Here is a 20,464-nt window from a genome sequence, read left to right as displayed (position 1 = left end):
GTCAGAAGTGTAAGCGCGTGAACGGGTAGCTGTAACCACGTACAACCGGACGGATACCGGATCGGTGCGGTGGGTTCATCCCGGAGCGGCCGGGCTCTCCGTGTCGGCCAGCGCGCGGATCTCCGCGGCGACGCCGTCCCACGCGCACGCCGGAAGCTCATGGCCGACCTCCGGCAGGAGCACCAGCCGCGCGCCGCGGATCCGGGCCGCGATCGCCCTGCCGGCGGCGGGTTTGATCAGCGGGTCGTCCGCGCCGTGCAGAACGAGCGTGGGCCGGGTGACGGCGCTGATCGGCGGGCCGTGCCACTGCGCGCCGATCTGCCGGCTCTGCGCCTCCCGGTCGTGCACGCCACTGTCGGCGTTGCCCTCGGCCGCCTCCCGGGCGGCCCGCTCGTCGAAGGGGCGGCGCGGCGAGGCGAGCAGACGGGAGACGGCGACGCCGGCCGCCACGGCCCCCTCCCGCGTATCGGGAAACCGCAGGCGGGCGAAGTGCGCCAGCGTCCCCAGCCGTACGTACCGCAGGGCCCGGAGCCCCGAGACGTCGCCGGGGACGGAGGCCATGGTGGTCAGCGTCCGCACCCGGCCCGGGTGCCGCAGCGCCACGCGCTGTGCGACGGCGCCGCCGAGCGAGACGCCCAGCACGTGCGCCGACCGCCAGCCGAGGGCGTCCAGGACGGCGACCGCGTCGTCCGCCATGTCCTCGGCGGTGTAGGCCGTTCCGCGTCGGCGGAGCAGCGCCGAGATCGGATTGCGGGTGGTGGTGGGCGGCAGGTGGGTCGACTCCCCGCCGTCGCGCTGGTCGTAACGGGCCACCGCGAAGCCCTGTGCGGCCAGCGTCCGGCACAGCCCGTCCGGAACCCACCGCCGGTTGGCGCCCAGGCCGATGACCAGCAGCAGTGGCTCGCCGTCGGCGCCTTCGGCCAGCCGGTCGTAGGCCAGCCGCACCGTGCCGTTCTCGGCCCGGCGTACCGGGCTCCACAGGCGCGTCGGTGATGAGGACACGAGCCCCTCCCTGAAACTGCGAACAGTGTTCTTGGTTTTAGGGTAAGGGATGCACCGAAAAGACGTGCACCGAAAGACGGGGACGGTCAAGAGAGGGTGGGTGGGCGAGTGTCCGGGGAACCTGTGACGGTCTGGGCGCGGCCCGAACGCGGCACCCGCGGACCGGCGGCCGCCCACAGCCGTGCGGAGCTGACCGCGGTCGCCGTCGCGCTGGCCGACGGCGGCGGCCTGGCGGCGGTGACGATGCGTCAGGTGGCCAGGGAGCTGGGCGCCGGCCAGGCATCCCTGTACCGCTACCTCTCGGGCCGCGCGGATCTGCTCGACCTCATGGCGGACGCGGTGACCGGCGAGGTCGACCTCGTGGAACCGCTCTCCGGCGACCCCGTCGCGGACCTGGTCGCCCTGGCGGTCCGGACCAAGGCCGTCCACCTGCGGCACCCCTGGCTGTCCGACATCCCGCCGGAACCGCTCCGGCTGGGCCCCCGGGGGCTGGACTACCTGGAGTACGCGCTCCGGGCGCTGGCGCCCGTCCGGCTGCCGGGCCGGGCGAAGACGGAGGCCGTCGCCCTGATGAACGCCCTGACCGCCCAGTTCGCCCGGACGGAACTCCAGGGTGCCCGCACGGACTCCGACCGCCGGACGGCGCAGGCCGCCTACCTGAACGAAGCGGCGGCCCGCGGCGACCACCCGCACCTCGCGGCCGCCCTGGCCGATGACGCCGCGCCGGGACCGGCGGCGGACCCGCAGGAACTGTTCGCGCGCACGATGCACCGCGTACTCACCGGCCTCGTGCGGCCCGCCCCCTGAACCGCCCGGCCGGGGCGGCGGCGCTCACGGGCGTACGGACTGCCAGATGCGGTCGGGGAGGATGCGGGCGGCCTCATCCAGGTCGACGTCCCCGACGGAGAGCCAGCGGCGGGCTACTCCGATCACGGGACCGAGCAGCAGGGACTCCAGCAACGGGGCGGGCAGCGGGGCGAGTTCGCCGGCGTCGGTACGGCTCTTGATCCAGTCGGCGATCGGCGACAGCCGGGCCTCCTGGGCGGCACGGACCTGCGGGGCGTGGGCCATGCCGTAACGGTCGGCGCTCGCGGAGTGCACCAGCCGCGCCGCGTCCGGATGCTCCCGGAGGAAACCCAGATAGGCCCGGACGACGGCCCGGATCCCGGACCGGGCGGTGCGGGTCCCCGCCAGTTCCCCGGACAGCCGGTCGAGCAGTCGCCCCAGCCAGCGCAGCGTGAGCGCCGTGACCAGGCCGTCGATGCTCCCGAAGTGGTGGTACAGGCTGCCCGGGCTGACTCCGCTGGCTCCGGTGACCGCGCTGACGGTGAGGCCCGGTTCGCCCGAGGCCGCGTACACCCCGAGAGCGGCGTCCAGGACCTGCTCGACGGTGGCCTCGCCACGCTGCTGCTTGGGGCTCATCGGGCGACCGTCCTCGGTGTCGTACGGGGCGGTGTCCTCATGGTCCCGCTGCGGGCAGCATAGGACACCCGGTTTCTGGAATTGTTTTCTAGAAACCACTTCCACATTCCCTGCCCGGTCCCGCAGACTGGGCGCGTGCCGGACCAGGTCCGTCCGCTCCGGGGGAGGCGGACGGCCCCGGTCCCGGCCTTGCCGGGAGGCGTCTCTCCCGAGCGCGCGGCACGGGCAGTGCCCGCCGTGACCGTGAGCGCCGTGGCCGTGAGCGCCGCTGCGCCGACCGGGCGCAGGCCAAAATGGTGAACTTCTGCACTGATTCCGCCCGAATGGGTACCCCTGTTCAACCCGAGCCCTACCCGTACGGCGCGGACCGAGCGCCTTCGAGTGCTGAAGGAAACCGAGAGCAGTGACAGACGTAGCAAGCCAGGGGCCGGCCCCCGGCGACGACCGCCCCGTGCTGACCAACCGTCAGGGCCACCCGGTCTACGACAACCAGAACCAGCGGACGGTCGGCGCGCGCGGACCCGCCACTCTGGAGAACTACCAGTTCCTGGAGAAGATCAGCCACTTCGACCGGGAGCGCATCCCGGAGCGCGTCGTGCACGCCCGCGGTGTGACGGCCTACGGCTACTTCGAGAGCTACGGGAAGTGGGGCGAGGAGCCGATCGGCCGGTACAGCCGGGCCAAGCTGTTCCAGGAGGCCGGCAAGCGCACCGACGTGGCCGTGCGCTTCTCCACCGTCATCGGCGGCCGGGACTCCTCCGAGGCCGCCCGCGACCCGCGCGGTTTCGCGGTGAAGTTCTACACCGAGGACGGCAACTGGGACCTGGTCGGCAACAACCTGGGCGTGTTCTTCATCCGGGACGCCATCAAGTTCCCCGACGTCATCCACGCGCTCAAGCCCGACCCGGTCACGCACGAGCAGAAGCCGGCCCGGATCTTCGACTTCATGTCGCAGACCCCGGAGTCGATGCACATGCTCGTCAACCTCTTCAGCCCCCGCGGCATCCCCGCCGACTACCGCCACCAGCAGGGCTTCGGCGTCAACACCTACAAGTGGGTCAACGGCGAGGGAAAGACCGTCCTGGTCAAGTACCACTGGATGCCCAAGCAGGGCGTACGCAGCATGACCGAGGAGGACGCGGCCAACGTACAGGCCGGGGAGCTCGGTCACGCGACCAAGGACCTGTACGAGGCGATCGGCCGCGGCGAATACCCCGAGTGGGAGCTGCTCGTCCAGATGATGGACGACCACGACCACTCCGAGCTGGACTTCGACCCGCTGGACGACACCAAGACCTGGCCGGAGCAGGACTTCCCGCCGCAGCCCGTCGGCCGGATGGTGCTGAACCGCATGCCGGACAACTACTTCGCCGAGAACGAGCAGATCTCCTTCGGCACCGGCGTCCTCGTCGACGGACTGGACTTCTCCGACGACAAGATGCTCGTCGGACGCACCTTCTCCTACAGCGACACCCAGCGGTACCGCGTCGGCCCGAACTACCTCCAGCTGCCGGTCAACCGTGCCAAGAACGCCACCGTGCACACCAACCAGCGCGACGGCCTCATGGCGTACGAGCAGGACCAGCACGGGGGCAACCCGGAGGTCAACTACGAGCCGTCGATCACCGGCGGGCTGCACGAGGGCCAGTACCCCACCCACGACGAGCAGGGGCCGGAGATCCGGGGCCGGCTCACCCGCAAGCGCATCCCGCGCGCCAACGACTACCTCCAGGCGGGCCAGCGGTACTGCCTCCTGGAGGACTGGGAGCGCGACGAGCTGGTGAACAACTTCATCACCCTGATCTCCCAGGCCGACCGCGCGGTCCAGGAGCGGATGGTGTGGCACTTCCTGCTGGTCGAGAACGACCTGGGCCTGCGCGTCGGCAAGGGCCTGGGCATCGGCCCGCAGGACGTCACCCACCTGAAGCCGCTGGCCGGCCAGGACCTGACGGACGAGGACCGCAAGCGGCTGTCGAACCTCGGCGACAACCCGCCGCGTGACGTCTCCGGCCTGACCATGACGCACTGCGTCCCCGACGAACGGCATGTCGTCACCCGCTGACGGGCACCCGTGACCGCGCGGACGACGCTCTCGGGCGCGGCCCGCCGGGCGACCGGCGGGCCGCGCCCCGGCCGGCATCACAGGCGGCTCCGGCCGGGCGGAACGCACCCGTCCCCCGTGGGTGCTCCCGTATCGTGGGCGCGGTCCGGCACCGGTGCCGGGCCGCCACTCACCTGCCGGCGCCACTCATCTGCCGGTCACGGCCCGGGAGATGCCCATGACGTCCTCGTACCGCCATGACGGAGCAGCCGGCCGACAGCTCTCGCGGCGTCGCTTCGGACAGCTGGCCGCCCTCGGCCTCGCCGCGGGCGCCGCCACGCCGGCCCTCGCCGCGCCGGCCCTGGCCGCCGGGGAGGACGCGCAGGCGCACTACGACCGGGCCCGCAGGCTCGCCGGACGTGACCCGGTCCTGCGTGCCGTCGCATCGGCCCTGGCCCCTGGTGTCGAGTTCCCCCGGCCGCCCGCGCCGGCCCCGCTCCGGCTCTTCGACAACCTCGCCTTCCTGAGCGCGGGCTGGGTCTCCGCCATGGCGGTGCTGACCGACGACGGGATCGTACTGATCGACGCGCTCACCTCTCCGGCGGAGGCCGAGAGCATCATCGTCGGCGGGCTCCGCGAGCTGGGCGCCCGCCCGGAGACCATCAAGTACGTCATCGCCACCCACGGCCACGCGGACCACATCGGCGGTGCCCAGTACCTGGCCGACCGCTACGGGACTCGCGTACTGATGACGCCCGCCGACTGGGACCTCGTCGCCCGCACCCGACCGGACCACGCCCCCGACCGGGACCTGGAGATCACGGACGGGCAGCGCCTCGCGCTCGGCGGCACGACGATCCGGCTGCACCGCACTCCCGGCCACACCCCGGGCACCGTCTCGCCGGTCCTCCCGGTACGGGCGGGTCGCGCGCGGCACACGGCCATGCTGTGGGGCGGCACCAACCCGCCCGGCACGCCCGCCGAGCTCCGCGCCTACCTGGCGTCCCTCCGCACCTTCCGGCACCGGACGCGCCGGGCGGGCGCCGACGTGGAACTCTCCAACCACCCCAACGACCACGGCCTCCAGCGCGCCGAGCAGCTCCGTGCGGCGCCCGACGGCCCGAACCCCTTCGTCCTCGGCCGCCGGCGGACGGACCGCTACCTGGCGGTCATGGAGTCCATGCTCCGCGGCCGGCTCGCCGACGCGTCCTGACGCCGTGCGGGCCCGGTCAAGCGGGTGGGGAAGCGGCGTACTGCGCCTCGCCGTTGCCGAGTGACCAGTCGACCGGTGCGTTTTCGGTGAGCGTGATGAACACGTTCCGCGGTTCGGTCCCGGCGTACTCGTGGGCCAGTTCGGCGATGCGCCGGTACAGCGCCTTCTTCTCCTCGGGGTTACGTCCCGCGCGCATGGTGAGGGCGACGTAGACGATGCCGTCGTCGCGGTGCACGCCGAGGTAGTCGTCGTAGCGCAGTGTGCTGTGCGTACCGTCGTGGCCGGTCAGGATCTGGAAGCGGTCGTCGGGCGGGAAGCCGAGCGTTTCCACGAGGGCGTCGTGCACGGCGCGGCCGAGCGCGTCGAGGCGCTCGCCGGCGGTGCCCATCGCGTCGATACGGACCAGTGGCATGGGGTTTCTCCTCGGGGGGCGGGGGACCGGGGCTCGATCCTCGGGACGTACATACTAGTAGTTACAGAAGGGTGGAAGGAGTGCGCCGCCGACCGGGGCGGCGCCTGGGGGAGGGCGTTCTGCTTGAGGTGCGGGCATCGTGGGCAGGACTGGCCGACAGATGTCGACGAGCGAGGCGAGGCGGGAACGGTGCAGGAGACGGGGGTGCGCGGCGTGGATTCCGCGCTGGTGACGCGGGCAGCCACGGCCCGGACGGCGGCGGCCGCGGTGCTCGTGCTCCACGGCGGGCGGGAGGAGGGGCTCGACGCGCCCCGGCGGGGAAACCTGGCGGCCGCCCGCATGCGCCCCTTCACCCGGGCGATCGCGCGGGCGACGGCGGCGGACAGTGTGTTCGTGGGGGAGGTGCGGTACCGCCACCGCGGGTGGAACGGCGACCGGGAGGACGCGGCGCGGGACGCCCGGCGCGCGGTCGACGAGCTGGTCCGGCGGGTGGGGGAGGTGCCCATCGTGCTGGTCGGGCACTCCATGGGCGGCCGTGCGGCACTGCGGGCCGCCGGGCATCCGCTCGTGCGCTCCGTCGTGGCCCTCGCCCCCTGGTGCCCCACCGGTGAGCCGGTGGCGCACCTGGACGGCCGCCGCCTGGTCCTCGTGCACGGCGACCGGGACCGGACGACCGATCCGCGCGACTCCTGGCGGTTCGCCGCCCGGGCCGCCGAAGCGGGCGCTCGCCCGTGCACCGTGACGATGCGGGGCGGCGACCACCCCATGCTGCGCAGAGCCGGCGACTGGCACCGGCTCACCGTCTCGCTCGTCACGGGCCTTCTGGGGTCCACGCCGCTGCCGCCGACGGTGGCGGAGCGGCTGTCCGGTGAGGGTGGGACGGAGGCGCCGAGCCCGCTGGAGTGGTGACATGCGGAACGCGCCGCCGCGTACGACTGTTGAAGGCAGTCGTCCGCGACAGCGCGCCGCGATGCTCTTACCTCATGTCACCAGCGACCACTTCTGGTTCGCCGCGCCCGTGCACGTCCAGATCTGTGTCGGCGTGCCGTCCGCCGGGTTGTTGCCGACGACGTCCAAGCACTTGTTCGCGGGGAGGTTGACCAGGTCGTTGCTCGACGCGTTGTACGACCACCGCTGTGCGCCCGTGCCGTTGCAGTCCCACAGCTGTACACGGGTGCCGTCCGCCGTACCGGCGCTCGCGGCGTCGAGGCACTTGCCGAGCGCCCGTACGGTGCTGTCGGAGCCCGTCGTCCAGCGCTGCGCGGCGTTGCCGTTGCAGTTGGCGAGCTGCACGGTCGTGCCGTTGGCGGTGTTGGCGCCGGCCACGTCCAGGCACTTGCCGGACAGCCCCCGGAAGGTGCCGGTGGTGCCGGCGCTGTCGGAGGTGGTGACCTTGACGTGGTCGACGACGAGCTGCTGGGGGAAGGACGTCGACCCGTCGGGGTCGCCCGGCCAGTAGCCACCGACGGCGAGGTTGAGGATGAGGAAGAACGGCTTGTTGAACGCCCACTGCTTGCCGCCGAGGTCGGCGGGGGTGCGGCGCTGGTAGACGTTGCCGTCCACGGACCACGTGATGGAGTCCGGCGCCCAGTCGATGGCGAAGGTGTGGAAGGCGTCGGCGAAGGCCTGGCCGTTCGGGAGGGTGTACCCGGCGCCGATGCCCCCGCTGCCGGAGTAGCCGGGGCCGTGGAGGGTGCCGTGCACCGTACCGGGCTCGAAGCCGACGTTCTCCATGATGTCGATCTCGCCGCTGTTCGGCCAGCCGACCTGGCCGATGTCGTTGCCGAGCATCCAGAACGCCGGCCACATGCCCTGGCCGCGCGGTACCTTCATCCGGGCCTCGACGTGGCCGTACTGCGCGGTGAATTTCCCGGAGGTGTTGAGCCGGGCCGAGGTGTACTCACAACGGCCGTACCAGCATTGGTAGTTGTTGGGGTTCTCCTTGCGCGCGGTGATGACCAGCTGCCCCTGGCCGTTCAGGGCGGCGTTGGAGTTGCCGGCGGTGTAGTACTGGCGCTCGTGATTGTTCACGTTGTCGCCGGTCTCCACCTGCCACTTGCCGCCGTCCACGGCCGATCCGGCCGGGCCGTCGAAGTTGTCCTCGAAGGTCACCGCCTGGGTCGACGCGGTGCGTTCGGCGGGCGGGGCCGCCGCGACGGCGGAGCCGGGCGCCCAGCTCAGCGCGGCGGTGAGCGCGGCGGCGGCCAGCGCCGTGCCGCGAAGGAAGCGCCGGTGTTTCGGTATGGGCACGCGTAGGGACATCTGACTCCCTCGGGGTGTGGGGGCGGGGAGGGGTGACCGCGCGGCCGGACGAGGGCTCGGCCGTACGAGGGGCGCGAGGGACGCCGACCGGTGCGGGTGGGTGCAGTCCGATTTGGTCCGGACCTGTCGTGTCTTCGGGAAGTGAAGCGCTGTTGGCGCGAGCCTGTCAATAAGTTGGTGAGAGCGCTCTCGAAGAAGTGGCCCCGGGCATGGGCCGGTTACCCGGCCGGCGGCCGCGAGTCGACCGTGTCCATGAAGGCGAGCATCCGGGCGTTCATCTGCTCCGCGTGATCGATCCACGGCCCGTGGCCGGTGTCCGTGACGATCTCGGCACGGGCACCCCGCACCAGCCGCGGGACACGCTCGGCCTGCCGCCGCGGATGCACGAGGAGGCTCCGCCGGCCCAGCAGGAGGAGGAGAGGGGTGCGGAGAGTGCGGAGTTCGTCGTCGGTGAGCGGCAGCGGGGCCGGGCGGCGGATGCGGTGGGCGCGGACGCCGGCCCTGATCATCGCGCGCAGCTCGGGCACGACGAGGACCGGCTGCTCCAGCCGGGCGGCCAGCCGTGGCCGGAGCGCCTTGGGTGCGAAGGTCGCGAAGAGGCCGGCGAAGATCCAGACGAAGAAGCGCAGGCCCACCTTCTCCAGGCCGCCCGGATCGAGCAGGGTGACCGAGGCGAGCCGGCCGGGCCCGCGGTGCGCCTGGTTCAGGGCCAGCCAGCCGCCGTAGGAGGCGCCGACGAGGTGCACCCGGTCCAGCCCGAGCCCGGCCAGCGTCTCGTCCAGCCACTGCGCGGCCCGCTCCGGCCGGTGCAGGGGCGCGCGCTGCACGCTGCGGCCCGGGTCGCCGGGGGTGTCGATCGCGTAGACGGGCCGATCGGTGCTGAGCGCCGGGGTGTTGGGGTACCACATGGCGGAGCAGCTGCCCGCGCCGTGCACCAGGACGACCGGGGTGCGGGCCTGCGCGGCCGGGTCCTCGGGGGCGTACCGGTACACGTGCGTGGTGCCGAAGGCCGTCTCCACGTCCGTCTCCGCGCACGCCCGTGCCCCCAGCGCGAACACCGCGTCGCAGGCGGCGAAGTAGCGGTCGCGCAGGGCGTCGTTCACGTAGCGGCCGACGTCCTTCCGGGCGCGGGTCGTGGTCTCGGGCATGGTCGGCCACCTCCGGGGGAGCGTCCAGTTTTTGTGATACGACCGTACCATGATGGTGGTACAGGCGTATCATCAAAAGGCGGGCCCGCTCCGGTGCGGCCCGCCGCACGACGGCAGGCGGACACATCGGTGAGCGGAGGCGCGGCAATGCCCAGACGCGTGGACCACGACGTACGGCGCGCCGAGATCGCCGAGGCCCTGGTCCGGGTCGCCGGGCGGCGCGGACTGCACGCGGTGGGAATGCGCGACGTGGCCGCGGAGGCGGGGGTGTCGCTGCGGCTGGTGCAGTACTACTTCGAGACCAAGGAGAAGCTGCTGCTCCACGGGCTGCAGCACCTGGTCGAGGGGTTCGGCGCACGGGTCGCCGCCCGGGTCCGGGACGCCGGCGCTGAGCCCGGACCGCGCGCGACGGTCGAGGCGCTGCTGAAGGCGGCGCTGCCGACCGACGAGGAGAGCCGCACCTTCCACCTCCTCTACACCTCGTACGCCGTGCTGGCCGTGACCGACGAGGCGCTCGCGGCCCAGCCGTTCCTGAAGAACCCCGACGCGGCGGAGGACACCCTCGCCGGCCTGCTCCAGCAGGCGTGGGACACCGGGCGCACGCCGGAGGACCTGGACGCGCGGATGGAGGCGGCCGGCCTGCTCGCCCTGTCCGCGGGGCTCGGCACGAGCGTCCTCGTCGGCCAGCGCACTCCCCGGTCCGCCACCGCCGTCCTCGACCACCACCTGGACCGGATCTTCCCGGCCGCGCGGGGCGGCGACTAGGAGCCGGCGGGCGCCGCGGCCGCGAGGAGGGCCGCGGCCGTGTCGCGGGCGAGGCGGGCGGCCGACGGGTCGCCGTTGATCGCGGCCGTGGTGCCGGCGCCGTCGATCAGCAGCGCCAACTGACCGCCCAGTACGTCCGGTTCGGCGGCCCCCAGGGCGGCCGCGAGCCCGGTCGTGTACCCCCGGACGGCGTACTTGTGGTCGTGTGCGGCCCCGGCCACACCGTCCGAGACCGCGCCCAGTTCGCCGTACGCGTTGACGAAGGCGCAGCCGCGGAAGCGGGGGCCGGCGAACCACTCCTCCAGCCAGTCGAACAACGCCAGCACCCTGTCCGCCGGTGTGGCCCCGTGCGCGGCGACGTACTCGGCCAGGGCGGCGCGCCAGCGCTCGTCGCGGCGCCGCAGATACGCCTCCACCAGCTCGCGCTTCGCGGGAAAACACTGGTACAGCCGCTTCAACGACACCCCGGCGGCGGTGCGGAGCTCGTCCATGCCCACGGCCTGGACGCCGCGCTCGTAGAACAGCCGGTCGGCGGCGTCGAGCAGCCGGGTGCGGGCCTCGTCATGATGCACGGCTTCTCCCCTCCCCCGGCCGCGGAGAACGTACGTTCTCCAGGGTAGTCGAGAGACGTGGAGAACGTTGGTTCTCCATCGGTGCGCACCGGTGCGTGAGGACGCACGACGACAGGAGACGCCATGTCAGCAGCTCGGCCCCCCTTCCCGCCCTTCGACGAGCAGACCGCGCGACAGAAGGTCCGGGCCGCGGAGGACGCGTGGAACACCCGCGATCCCGAACGTGTCGCGCTCGCCTACACCGAGGACACCGTCTGGCGGAACCGCGACCGGTACCTCACCGGGCGGGACGAGGTCACGGCCTTCCTGCGGGAGAAGTGGGCCCGGGAGCTGGACTACGTACTGCGCAAGGAACTGTGGGCCTTCGAGGGCGACCGGATCGCGGTCCGTTTCCAGTACGAGTGCCGTGACGCGGCCGGCCAGTGGTGGCGCTCCTACGGCAACGAACTGTGGGAGTTCGCCGAGAACGGGCTGATGCGCCGCCGGGAGGCGAGCATCAACGACGTCCGCATCGGCGCGGAGGACCGGCGGCTGTCCGGCCCGCGCCCGGTCGGCGAGCGAAATTCGCTCCCCATTTGGTGATCCGGCTGCTTACCTGAGTGCCATGGTGTCCACCGACCGGCTGCCGGCCTTCGCGCTCATGTCCCTGCTGCTGATCGTGGTGCCCGGCCCCAGTGTGCTGTTCGTGGTCGGGCGGGCGCCGGCGCAGGGGCGCCGGGCCGCGCTGACGACGGTCGTGGGGAACACACTCGGTGCGTACGTCCTCGTCGTGGCCGTGGCCTTCGGGATCGGGGCGGTGGTGGAGCGCTCGCTCCTCGTCTTCACGGCCCTGAAGCTCGTGGGGGCCGCGTACCTGGTGTGCCTCGGCGTCAAGGCGGTGCGCAACGGCGGTCCCTGACAGCCGCGTTCGCCGGTGACGGGCCCGCGCACGGCATCCTGCGCACGCTGGGCGAGGGGTTCGCGGTCGGTGTGGCCAACCCCAAGACGATCGTGTTCTTCGCCGCCGTGCTGCCGCAGTTCGTGGACCGCGGGCAGGGGCACGTCGTGGCGCAGATGCTGCTGCTCGGGCTGGTCTTCAACGCCATCGCGGTGGCCTCCGACAGCGTATGGGGCCTGGGTGCCGCCGCGGCGCGCAGCTGGTTCGCCCGCTCGCCGCGGCGGCTCGCGGCGGTCGGTGGCGTGGGCGGGCTCGCCATGATCGGCCTGGGCGTCACGGTCGCCGCGACAGGCCGCAAGGACTGAACCCGCACGCCGTGTCCGTCGTACTCCGGCACCGGCGGGAGAGCGGGACCGGCGGCTTCCGCCGGCCGGCCCCGCCGTCGTACCGGATCAGCAGGTGCGGCCGACGTAGTGCGCGCCGTCGATCTTCCCGGAGGAGCCCAGCCAGGTCACGCCGGGGCCCACGCAGCGCTCGTAGTTGGGGCCCCACACCTCCACCTCGACGACCACGTGCGAGCCGTCGTTCGTGCAGTGGTTGTAGTACGCGTCGCTGCCGGTCTCGTAGAAGCCGCAGGGGTCGGCGGCCGCGCCGGGGGCGGCCGCGACGGACATGCCGAGGACGAGGGCCGCGGCGCCGATGGCACCGGTCAGGAAACGGCGAACGCTCATGGCGGAACTCCTTGTTGAGAGAATCCAGGGCCGAGCAGTGGGTGACTCGGTCGTGCGACGAGCGTTGCGCCATTCGTGTGGGGGTGTCAGTCGATCTCGCCCGGACGAGTGAGGCGAACCATCAGATCGTGCACAGCTATTCGTCATACCGCCGGCCAGGAGCATCGAGCCGCGGGGCGTACTCCGGCCGTACCCGCGCCGCGCCTGCCGGTCCGGGGCGAACACGCCGTTCGGCGCCTCCCGCCACGCGGGAGCACGGCCGGGAAGCACGCCGTGCGCGCCGGCCATCACCGCGGCGGACCCCGCGGGCCGGGCGGCGGAGCGGACGGGAAACGCTCGGGTAACGGTGCGGGGGCGCGACAGCTTCTACGCTCGTACGCGGACCCTGCCGGCCTGCCCGGGAAGGTGGTGCCCGTGGCCATCGGACCGCGTCCGCCCCGCGCGGGGCGGCTGCACGCCGCCGTGCCCGACGACGTGGAGCTGCGCTACCACGTGGTGCACGGTTACCGCCGCGCCTACCGCTGCGCGGGCCGCGGCCCCGCCGTCGTCCTCGTCCACGGCATCGGCGACTCCTCGGCGACCTGGGCCGGCATCATCCCGGCGCTCGCCCGGAACCACACGGTCATCGCCCCCGACCTGCTCGGCCACGGCGCCTCGGACAAGCCCCGCGCCGACTACTCCGTGGCCGCCTACGCCAACGGCATCCGCGACCTGCTCGGCGTGCTCGGCATCGACCGGGCGAGCCTCATCGGGCACTCGCTCGGGGGCGGGGTGGCCATGCAGTTCGCGTACCAGTTCCCGGAGCGCACCGAGCGCCTGGTGCTGGTCAGCGCCGGGGGAGTGGGGCGGGAGGTCACCCCCGTCCTGCGGGTCGTGTCGATGCCGGTGGCGGCCGCGCTGCTCTCGGTGCTCGGCCTGCCGGGCATGCGCTGCCAGACCCGGCTGGCCCTCGGGCTGCTCAGGACCCTCGGCACCGACCTCGGCCAGGACGCTGCGGTCCTGATGCGGCTGGTCGACGCGCTGCCGGACGCGGCGTCCCGCAGCGCCTTCGTCCACACCCTGCGGGCGGTGGTCGACTGGCGGGGCCAGGTCGTCACCATGCTGGACCGCTGCTACCTGGCCGAGGGCATGCCGACGCTGCTCCTGTGGGGCGCGCGGGACGGTGTGATCCCCGTACGGCACGCCCACCGCGCGCACGCCGCGATGCCCGGCAGCCGGCTGGAGGTCTTCGACGGCGCCGGGCACTTCCCCTTCACCGCGGATCCGGCCCGCTTCCTGGCCACGGTGGAGCACTTCCTCGCCACGACCCGGCCGGCCGACTGGAGCCCCGAACGATGGCGCGAGCTGCTCAGGGCGGGCCGCCCCGGCAGCGCCGCCGGGCGGCCGGACGACGCCCGCAACCGCGCCGTCGCACGCGAACTCCACAGCGAGAGCGAGCGCAGCGCCACCTGACCCGCGGCCTGCCGCCGGGAGGTCCCGGGGAAGGTACCGGCTCTCGCTCCACGGCTCCCCGCACCGGGTCCCGTTCGTGGGACGCCGGCCGCCTCCGGCCCGTCCGCCACGCCCGAATCACTCGCTCACCGTCCGTGAAACGCCGTGGTCGTCCCGAGATGTGAGCGATTCGTCGTCGGCAATTTTCCCGCGGATTTTCTTTGACCGGCCTTTGGCCGTCACAATCACTCAGCGACCCTTCCCCGTTCTCAGCGGACTCGGTCCTGCCCGCGTGCGGCGACGACTTGCCCTCGCACGCGGATCCCGGGAGCCGCCGGTACAGGGTGGGCGCATTCGTACGCACGCAGGAACGGCTGCCTTTGAGGAGGCACGTAATTGGAAGGAAGGCTGGCCATGACGACGGATGCGCGTGGTGAGGTCGAGGAGTTCATGCTGGGCGACCGGTTCGCCTGCCTGGCAGGCCGTTCGGCCTGGCGTCGGGGCGGTATAACGCACCGGCACTACGACCGGATGGGTACCGAGGATTCCGCCCGGCTGATGGCTCTGGATCTCGCGGAATTCGTCGGCTCGGCGGACTGGAGCGCCCGCACCTTCACCAGCTTCATCGCGACCTTCGAGGAGCCCCGCGGGGTCGATGAGCTGCGGTTCGAAGAGCTGCTCTGGGAACAGCTGCAGCTGCTCCACGAACAGGACGCGGAAAGCCATCGCTGGGCCGAGGGCTATTCGTCCGATCCGCAGTCCGGTGAGTTCGCGTTCTCCGTGGCCGGCCATCCCTTCTTCGTGATCGGCCTGCACGAGACCCACCGCCGCTGGGGCCGTCGGCCTCCCTTCCCGATGCTGGCCTTCAATTCCCACGAGCAGTTCGCCAGCATCAAGGGCGCCGGCATGTGGGACCGGCTGGCGGACAAGATACGCAAGCAGGACATCAAGCTGCAGGGCGATATCAATCCGAATCTGTACGAGTACGAGCAGCTTTCCGAAGCCCGCCGTTACTCCGGCCGCCCCAAGCCCGCCGATTGGCAGTGCCCCTTCGCCGCAAGGCAGCGCGAGGAAGAGCGCGAGCTGACGACGGTCTCGGCACTGTAAGCAGCGCGAGACGCCGGCCGCCGGGCAATAGGCCGATTACCCCGGCGGCCGGCCGGCAGCCGCGCCCGGCCGCCGGGTCCGGACAAGGGCCGGTGCCGGGTCAGCGGCCCGGGCCCGTGTTGGGCCGGGTCAGCGCTCGCCGACCAGGCGGGGCAGCTCCGCCAGCGTGCCGACCAGCCGCCCGGCGGGCAGGCCGCCGCCCTGCGCCAGCTCCCCCGAGCCCCCGCCCCGGCCACCCAGCAGCTGCTTGACCAGCGCGGACGCGTCCAGGCCCGCCTCCCGCGCGGCCTTGTTCAGCGCGATGACGACCACCCCGGCAGCCGTACCGACACCGGCCACGCCCGGCACCGCGGCCGGGAGCCGGTCGCGTACGGCCGTGGCCAGGGCACGGGCCTCGTCCGTGCCGCCCTCGGCGGTCGCGGTCACGACCCGCACCCCGCCCGCGTCCACCGCACCGGCCGACAGCTCGCCGGCGCGCCGCGCGACGGCCTGCTGCTTGAGCCGGGCGTTCTCCCGGTCGGCGGCCCTGAGCCGGTCCAGCAGGCCGGCGATCCGGTCGGGAAGCTCGGCGCGCGGCGCCCCGAGCTGTTCGGCGATCCCCGCGACCAGGTCCCGCTCGCGGGCGAGGTACGCGAAGCCCTCGATGCCGACCGCCGCCTCCAGCCGGCGCATCCCGGCGCCGACCGACCCCTCGGAGGTCAGCGCGAGGGTACCGATCTGGGACGCGTGCGCGACGTGGGTGCCGCCGCACAGCTCCCGCGACCAGGCCCCGCCGATCTCCACGACGCGGACGCTGTCCCCGTACGTCTCGTCGAACAGGGCGAGCGCCCCCAATTCCCTGGCCTCGGGGAGCGGCATCCACTTCACCTCGACGGGCAGGTCCCGGCGCAGCGCCCGGTTGGCGACCTCCTCCACCTCGCCGCGCACGGCGGGGGCGAGGGCGCCGCGCCGGGGGAGGTCCAGGCGCAGGTAGCCGGGCCGGTTGTACGAGCCGGACTGGAGGGCCGTGGGGCCCAGGACCTCGCGCAGGGCGGCGTGCAGCACGTGGGTGCCGGAGTGCGCCTGCCGGGCGCCGAGCCGCCATTCGGCGTCGACGGCCGCGTGCACCGCGTCCCCGGCGGCGAGCTCGCCCGCGGTGACCCGCACCTGATGGGCGACCAGCCCGGGCAGCGGACGCTGCACGTCGAGCACCTCGGCCTCCACCGACGTCCCCGACAGCGTGCCCGCGTCGCTCTCCTGGCCGCCGGACTCCGCGTAGAAGGGCGAGCGGTCCAGGACGACGGTCACGATCTCACCGGTACGCGCCACGGGCACCGGGCCCCGGGCCCCGAGGACGGCCAGTACGCGGGATTCGGTGGCCAGGGTCTCCCAGGCCCGCCAGTCGGTCGGGCCGTGCGCGTCCAGCACGCCGCGCAGCGCCGAGGTGTCGGCGGTGGCACCGGCCTTGCGGGCACGGGCGTCGGCGCGGGCCCGCTCGCGCTGCTCGGCCATCAGCGCCGTGAAGCCCTCACGGTCCACCTCCACACCCTGTTCGGCGGCCATTTCCAGGGTGAGGTCGATGGGGAAGCCGTACGTGTCGTGCAGCAGGAACGCCCGGTCGCCGGGCAGCGCCCGCCGGCCCTGCCGCTTCACCTCGGAGATCGCGGTGTCCAGGACGGTGGTGCCCTGCTTGAGGGTGGCGCGGAAGGCGTCCTCCTCGCCGTACGCCTGGTGGGCGATCCGGGCGTACGACTCGGCGACGTCCGGATAGCCGGGGGCCATGCAGTCCCGGGCCACGGGCAGCAGCTCGGGCAGCGCCGGGTCGTGGTGGCCGAGCCGGCGCATGGACCGGACGGCGCGGCGCAGGATCCGGCGGAGCACGTAACCGCGGCCCTCGTTGCCCGGCGTGGTGCCGTCGGCCAGCAGCATCAGCGCGGTGCGCACGTGGTCGGCCACCACCCGCAGCCGGACGTCGGCGCCCTCCTCGGCGCCGTACCGCACCCCCGCCAGCTCCGCTGCCCGGTCCAGCACGGGCCGGGTCTCGTCGATCTCGTACAGGTTGTCCTTGCCCTGGAGCAGGGTGGCCATACGCTCCAGGCCCATGCCGGTGTCGATGTTGCGGCGGGGCAGCTCGCCGAGGATCGGGTAGCCCGACTTGCCGCCGCCCTCGCCGCGCTCGTACTGCATGAAGACGAGGTTCCAGAACTCCATGAAGCGGTCCTCGTCGACGGCCGGGCCGCCCTCGGGACCGAACGCCGGGCCGCGGTCGTAGTACAGCTCGGAGCACGGCCCGCAGGGCCCCGGCACGCCCATCGACCAGAAGTTGTCCTCGTCGCCGCGTGCCACGATCCGCTCGTCGCTCAGCCCGGCGATCCGCCGCCACAGGACGCGCGCCTCGGCGTCGGAGTGGTGGACGGTGACCCAGATCCGGTCCGGGTCCAGGCCGAAGCCGCCGTCGGCCGGTGCGGCGGTGGACAGCTCCCAGGCGTATCCGATGGCCTCCTCCTTGAAGTAGTCGCCGAAGGAGAAGTTGCCGTTCATCTGGAAGAACGAGCCGTGCCGGGTGGTCCTGCCGACCTCCTCGATGTCGAGCGTGCGGACGCACTTCTGCACGCTGGCGGCCCGCGGCCACGGGGGAGCGCTCACGCCCGTCAGGTACGGCTTGAAGGGCACCATGCCGGCGTTGACGAAGAGCAGCGTCGGGTCCGGGGTGGGCAGCGGCGCGCTGGGCACGACCGTGTGGCCGCGGGCGGCGAAGTAGTCGAGGAAGCGGCTGCGGATGTCGGCGGTACGCAAGGTTCGGTGCTCCGGTGGGTGGGTCCGACGGACGGGAGGGGGGCGGCGCGCGGGCCGCCGGGGCGGGCGGCGGCGGTGGTCATGCCGCTCGTGCGGGCGTGCGCGCGACCGGGTGCAGGGCCGCGTGCACGAGCGGCGCCGAGGGGTCGATGGAGACGTCCAGCGGGGCGGGCGCGGCGCCCGCACGCACCAGCAGGTCACCGACGGCGGCGATCATCGCGCCGTTGTCGGTGCACAGCCGCGGCGGCGGCACCCGCAGGGCGACGCCGGCGGCCCGGCAGCGTTCCTCGGCCAGCGCCCGCACCCGGGAGTTGGCGGCCACGCCGCCCACCACGACCAGCGTGGCGACGCCGTACTCGCGGCAGGCGGCCACCGCCTTGCGGGTCAGCACGTCGGCGACGGCTTCCTGGAGCGCGGCGGCGCCGTCGGCGACCGGCACGTCCACGCCCCGCGCGCGGTGCCGCTCGGCCCAGCGCGCCGCGGCGGTCTTCAGCCCGGAGAAGGAGAAGTCGTGGCGGGAGTCGCGCGGTCCGGTCAGCGGGCGGGGGAACGCCACCGCGTGCGGATCGCCGTCGCGCGCCGCGCGGTCGATGGCGGGGCCGCCGGGGTAGGGCAGCCCGAGGACGCGCGCCGCCTTGTCGAAGCACTCGCCCGCAGCGTCGTCGACGGTGTCGCCGAGGTGCACGATCGGGTCCCGGGCCGGCTCGCGGACGAGCAGCAGCGAGGTGTGCCCGCCGGAGACGATCAGCACCATGCACGGGTCGGGCAGCGGCCCGTGCTCCAGGGTGTCGGCCGCGACATGCCCGGCCAGGTGGTGCACCCCGTACAGCGGCACGCCGAGGGAGTACGCCAGTGTCTTCGCGCCGGCCAGGCCCACGTGGAGGGCGCCCGACAGTCCCGGTCCGGTGGTGACCGCGACGGCGCCGATGTCCGTCATGCGCAGCCCCGCCCGGTCCAGGGCCTCGTGGACGACCGGCGTGAAGGAGTGCACGTGCGCTCGTGCAGCGATCTCCGGCACCACCCCGCCGAACCGGGCGTGTTCGGCCATGCTCGACGCCACGGCGTGGCCCAGCAGCCGCCCGTCCCGCACCAGCCCTGCGCCGGTCTCATCGCACGACGACTCGATCCCGAGCACCACCGGAGAGCCCACGACAGCCTCTTTCGCATAGATCCTGCAATTGCAACAAGTATGCAGTAAAGTACCCGCGCCTCCCCCTCCAGCGCGAAAGCGCGTACCGGGGTGACCGCGTGGAACCCATGATCAACGGGGCAAACCCTGCGATACTCTCCGCAAGCACATCGGACCGGCCCGCCACCCCTCCGTGCCGCCTCGCGTTCCGGGAGCCCCCATGCCCGTGTCCACCGTCCCCCTCAGGCCCGTGCCCGGACCGCGCGGCGTGCCGCTGCTCGGCAACCTCCCCGCCTTCGGACGGGACCCCCTCGGCTTCCTCGTCCGGCTGCGCGACGACTTCGGGGACGCCGTCACCTGGTCCCTCGGCCCCAAGCGCAGCCTGTTCCTCTTCCACCCCGAACACATCGCGGAATTCCTGGCCGCCCGGGAACGCACCTTCGAGCTCCTGGAGATCGGCTGGGCCTTCAAGCAGCTCACCGGCGACAGCCTCATCCGCAGCAAGGGCAGCGACTGGCGCCGCAAGCGCTCCCTGGTCCAGCCCACCGTCCGCCCCCGCCAGGTACGCGCCTACGCCTCGGCCATGGTCGAATGCGCGCGGACCGCGTCCGACGAGTGGCAGGACGGCGACCGCATCGACGTACGGCAGCAGATGACGCTGATCACCCAGCGGATCGTGCTGCGCACCCTCTTCGGCAACGACCTGGGGGACCGCACCCGGGCGCTCGGCGAGGCGATGGCCGAGGCCGAGCACGGCATGGGGGCCGAGCTGCGCAACATGACCCTCTTCCTGCCCGGCTGGGTCCGCACCCCCGGCCGGCGCCGCTTCCTCCGCGCCGTCGCCACCATCGACGCCGAAGTCCACCGCCTCATCCGCGCCCGGCAGCGGTCCGGCGACACCGCCGACCGCGACGACCTGCTCAGCAGGCTCCTCGCCGCCCGCGACGAAGAAGGCCGGCCGCTCACCGCCAAAGAAGTACGCGACGAGGCCGCCACCCTCTGGGCCGCCGGACACGAGACCACCTCGACCGCCCTGACCTGGACCTGGTACCTGCTGTCCCGTGCACCCGAGGCCCGCGAACGGCTCACCGCCGAACTCGCGCAGGTCCTCGCCGGACGCCCGCCCACCATCGACGACTACGACCGCCTGCGGTGGACCCGCCAGATCATCAAGGAAGCGCTCCGGCTCTACCCGCCCGCCTGGCTCATCCCCGCCGTCGCCCGCGACGGCGCCGCCCTCGCGGGCACCCGCATCCCCGCCGGCACCGTCGTGTGGTGCAGCCAGTGGACCACCCACCGCGACCCGCGATGGTTCCCCGAGCCCACCAGCTTCCGTCCCGAACGCTGGGACCCGGACGCCCCCGACCCCGTACCGGACCACGCCTGGTACCCCTTCGGCGGCGGCCAGCGCACCTGCCTCGGGGCCCGTTTCGCCCAGGTCGAGGCCGCACTCCTGCTCGCCACCCTCGCCCAGCGGTGCCACCTCGACGTCGCACCCGCCGACCCGAACCCGAGCGTCGGCCTGCTCCTCCAGCCGGCCGCACCCCTGCACGCCACGGTGCGCTGCCTCTGACCCC

General features: G+C 73.2%; 18 protein-coding genes and 1 pseudogene. 10 read left to right on the top strand and 9 right to left on the bottom strand.

The window, feature by feature from the left end:
* Positions 1 to 75: 75 nt before the first annotated feature.
* Positions 76 to 1,002 carry an alpha/beta fold hydrolase gene (locus ACZ6WH_RS13000; RefSeq protein WP_469728066.1) on the bottom strand — a complete coding sequence of 309 codons (927 nt, stop codon included), beginning with the start codon at positions 1,000 to 1,002 and terminating at the stop codon, positions 76 to 78.
* 108 nt (positions 1,003 to 1,110) lie between these two features.
* Here ACZ6WH_RS13000 and ACZ6WH_RS12995 point away from each other — a divergent pair, with 108 nt between their 5' ends.
* Positions 1,111 to 1,809 (top strand): TetR/AcrR family transcriptional regulator, encoded by a 699-nt coding sequence (locus tag ACZ6WH_RS12995; protein WP_469728064.1) that lies wholly within the window; start codon positions 1,111 to 1,113, stop codon positions 1,807 to 1,809.
* Positions 1,810 to 1,833: 24 nt separating this feature from the next.
* Here the strand turns inward: ACZ6WH_RS12995 and ACZ6WH_RS12990 are convergent, their stop codons facing one another.
* A complete protein-coding gene (locus ACZ6WH_RS12990; RefSeq protein WP_469728063.1) occupies positions 1,834 to 2,424 on the bottom strand; it encodes a TetR/AcrR family transcriptional regulator in 591 nt (196 codons plus the stop codon).
* 403 nt (positions 2,425 to 2,827) lie between these two features.
* Here ACZ6WH_RS12990 and ACZ6WH_RS12985 point away from each other — a divergent pair, with 403 nt between their 5' ends.
* Both ACZ6WH_RS12985 and ACZ6WH_RS12980 read left to right on the top strand, forming a co-directional pair.
* A complete protein-coding gene (locus tag ACZ6WH_RS12985; RefSeq protein WP_469728061.1) occupies positions 2,828 to 4,486 on the top strand; it encodes a catalase in 1,659 nt (552 codons plus the stop codon).
* Between the two features lie 217 nt (positions 4,487 to 4,703).
* On the top strand, positions 4,704 to 5,678 hold the full coding sequence (locus tag ACZ6WH_RS12980; RefSeq protein ID WP_469728059.1) for an MBL fold metallo-hydrolase: 975 nt from the start codon (positions 4,704 to 4,706) through the stop codon (positions 5,676 to 5,678).
* Positions 5,679 to 5,694: 16 nt separating this feature from the next.
* Here ACZ6WH_RS12980 and ACZ6WH_RS12975 read toward each other — a convergent pair whose 3' ends face one another.
* Positions 5,695 to 6,090 carry a tautomerase family protein gene (locus tag ACZ6WH_RS12975; RefSeq protein WP_432862191.1) on the bottom strand — a complete coding sequence of 132 codons (396 nt, stop codon included), beginning with the start codon at positions 6,088 to 6,090 and terminating at the stop codon, positions 5,695 to 5,697.
* A gap of 213 nt (positions 6,091 to 6,303) precedes the next feature.
* Here ACZ6WH_RS12975 and ACZ6WH_RS12970 point away from each other — a divergent pair, with 213 nt between their 5' ends.
* A complete protein-coding gene (locus ACZ6WH_RS12970; RefSeq protein ID WP_469728940.1) occupies positions 6,304 to 6,999 on the top strand; it encodes an alpha/beta hydrolase in 696 nt (231 codons plus the stop codon).
* 72 nt (positions 7,000 to 7,071) lie between these two features.
* Here ACZ6WH_RS12970 and ACZ6WH_RS12965 read toward each other — a convergent pair whose 3' ends face one another.
* Both ACZ6WH_RS12965 and ACZ6WH_RS12960 read right to left on the bottom strand, forming a co-directional pair.
* Entirely contained in the window at positions 7,072 to 8,352 is a 1,281-nt protein-coding gene (locus ACZ6WH_RS12965; protein WP_469728057.1) for a family 16 glycosylhydrolase, read from the bottom strand.
* A gap of 218 nt (positions 8,353 to 8,570) precedes the next feature.
* Positions 8,571 to 9,500 (bottom strand): alpha/beta fold hydrolase, encoded by a 930-nt coding sequence (locus ACZ6WH_RS12960; protein ID WP_469728055.1) that lies wholly within the window; start codon positions 9,498 to 9,500, stop codon positions 8,571 to 8,573.
* A 147-nt stretch (positions 9,501 to 9,647) separates the two neighbouring features.
* Between ACZ6WH_RS12960 and ACZ6WH_RS12955 the strand changes: the two genes are divergently transcribed.
* Positions 9,648 to 10,265 (top strand): TetR/AcrR family transcriptional regulator, encoded by a 618-nt coding sequence (locus tag ACZ6WH_RS12955; RefSeq protein ID WP_469728053.1) that lies wholly within the window; start codon positions 9,648 to 9,650, stop codon positions 10,263 to 10,265.
* Here the strand turns inward: ACZ6WH_RS12955 and ACZ6WH_RS12950 are convergent.
* The gene (locus ACZ6WH_RS12950; RefSeq protein ID WP_469728052.1) at positions 10,262 to 10,837 is read right to left on the bottom strand and encodes a TetR/AcrR family transcriptional regulator; all 576 of its coding nucleotides are present in this window, start codon (positions 10,835 to 10,837) and stop codon (positions 10,262 to 10,264) included. The genes ACZ6WH_RS12955 and ACZ6WH_RS12950 overlap by 4 nt on opposite strands.
* A gap of 123 nt (positions 10,838 to 10,960) precedes the next feature.
* Here ACZ6WH_RS12950 and ACZ6WH_RS12945 point away from each other — a divergent pair, with 123 nt between their 5' ends.
* Positions 10,961 to 11,419, top strand: coding sequence for a nuclear transport factor 2 family protein (locus ACZ6WH_RS12945; protein ID WP_469728050.1), 459 nt, complete (start codon positions 10,961 to 10,963; stop codon positions 11,417 to 11,419).
* A gap of 22 nt (positions 11,420 to 11,441) precedes the next feature.
* Positions 11,442 to 12,079, top strand: a pseudogene (locus ACZ6WH_RS12940) (LysE family translocator).
* 87 nt (positions 12,080 to 12,166) lie between these two features.
* On the opposite strand, the gene ACZ6WH_RS12935 reads toward ACZ6WH_RS12940, so the two are convergent.
* Positions 12,167 to 12,445, bottom strand: a complete 279-nt coding sequence (locus ACZ6WH_RS12935) for a DUF6355 family natural product biosynthesis protein (RefSeq protein ID WP_469728049.1) — start codon at positions 12,443 to 12,445, stop codon at positions 12,167 to 12,169.
* 414 nt (positions 12,446 to 12,859) lie between these two features.
* Here ACZ6WH_RS12935 and ACZ6WH_RS12930 point away from each other — a divergent pair, with 414 nt between their 5' ends.
* Positions 12,860 to 13,897: an alpha/beta fold hydrolase gene (locus tag ACZ6WH_RS12930; RefSeq protein WP_469728047.1), complete on the top strand. Its 1,038-nt coding sequence runs from the start codon at positions 12,860 to 12,862 to the stop codon at positions 13,895 to 13,897.
* A 393-nt stretch (positions 13,898 to 14,290) separates the two neighbouring features.
* Positions 14,291 to 14,983, top strand: a complete 693-nt coding sequence (gntA, locus tag ACZ6WH_RS12925) for a guanitoxin biosynthesis heme-dependent pre-guanitoxin N-hydroxylase GntA (RefSeq protein WP_432862217.1) — start codon at positions 14,291 to 14,293, stop codon at positions 14,981 to 14,983.
* A 129-nt stretch (positions 14,984 to 15,112) separates the two neighbouring features.
* Here the strand turns inward: gntA and alaS are convergent, their stop codons facing one another.
* Positions 15,113 to 17,758 (bottom strand): alanine--tRNA ligase, encoded by a 2,646-nt coding sequence (gene alaS, locus ACZ6WH_RS12920; RefSeq protein WP_469728045.1) that lies wholly within the window; start codon positions 17,756 to 17,758, stop codon positions 15,113 to 15,115.
* 79 nt (positions 17,759 to 17,837) lie between these two features.
* Positions 17,838 to 18,908 carry a tRNA (adenosine(37)-N6)-threonylcarbamoyltransferase complex transferase subunit TsaD gene (gene tsaD / locus ACZ6WH_RS12915; RefSeq protein WP_469728043.1) on the bottom strand — a complete coding sequence of 357 codons (1,071 nt, stop codon included), beginning with the start codon at positions 18,906 to 18,908 and terminating at the stop codon, positions 17,838 to 17,840.
* Positions 18,909 to 19,107: 199 nt separating this feature from the next.
* On the opposite strand from tsaD, the gene ACZ6WH_RS12910 reads away from it, so the two are divergent.
* Entirely contained in the window at positions 19,108 to 20,460 is a 1,353-nt protein-coding gene (locus ACZ6WH_RS12910; RefSeq protein WP_469728042.1) for a cytochrome P450, read from the top strand.
* Positions 20,461 to 20,464 lie beyond the last annotated feature (4 nt).

The organism is Streptomyces sp. NPDC050806 (assembly GCF_055586425.1).
The sequence above is the reverse complement of the archived record's forward strand: the minus strand, read 5'-3'. Positions and strand labels throughout refer to the sequence as shown.

What these genes read in the sequence shown, in the direction of transcription:
- ACZ6WH_RS12990 (WP_469728063.1), bottom strand. Translation starts at nt 2,424, where the DNA reads ATGAGCCCCAAGCAGCAGCGTGGCGAGGCCACCGTCGAGCAGGTCCTG.
- ACZ6WH_RS12910 (WP_469728042.1), top strand. Translation starts at nt 19,108, where the DNA reads ATGCCCGTGTCCACCGTCCCCCTCAGGCCCGTGCCCGGACCGCGCGGC.
- ACZ6WH_RS12975 (WP_432862191.1), bottom strand. Translation starts at nt 6,090, where the DNA reads ATGCCACTGGTCCGTATCGACGCGATGGGCACCGCCGGCGAGCGCCTC.
- ACZ6WH_RS12960 (WP_469728055.1), bottom strand. Translation starts at nt 9,500, where the DNA reads ATGCCCGAGACCACGACCCGCGCCCGGAAGGACGTCGGCCGCTACGTG.
- ACZ6WH_RS12945 (WP_469728050.1), top strand. Translation starts at nt 10,961, where the DNA reads ATGTCAGCAGCTCGGCCCCCCTTCCCGCCCTTCGACGAGCAGACCGCG.
- ACZ6WH_RS12965 (WP_469728057.1), bottom strand. Translation starts at nt 8,352, where the DNA reads ATGTCCCTACGCGTGCCCATACCGAAACACCGGCGCTTCCTTCGCGGC.
- ACZ6WH_RS12980 (WP_469728059.1), top strand. Translation starts at nt 4,704, where the DNA reads ATGACGTCCTCGTACCGCCATGACGGAGCAGCCGGCCGACAGCTCTCG.
- gntA (WP_432862217.1), top strand. Translation starts at nt 14,291, where the DNA reads ATGACGACGGATGCGCGTGGTGAGGTCGAGGAGTTCATGCTGGGCGAC.
- ACZ6WH_RS12955 (WP_469728053.1), top strand. Translation starts at nt 9,648, where the DNA reads ATGCCCAGACGCGTGGACCACGACGTACGGCGCGCCGAGATCGCCGAG.
- ACZ6WH_RS12935 (WP_469728049.1), bottom strand. Translation starts at nt 12,445, where the DNA reads ATGAGCGTTCGCCGTTTCCTGACCGGTGCCATCGGCGCCGCGGCCCTC.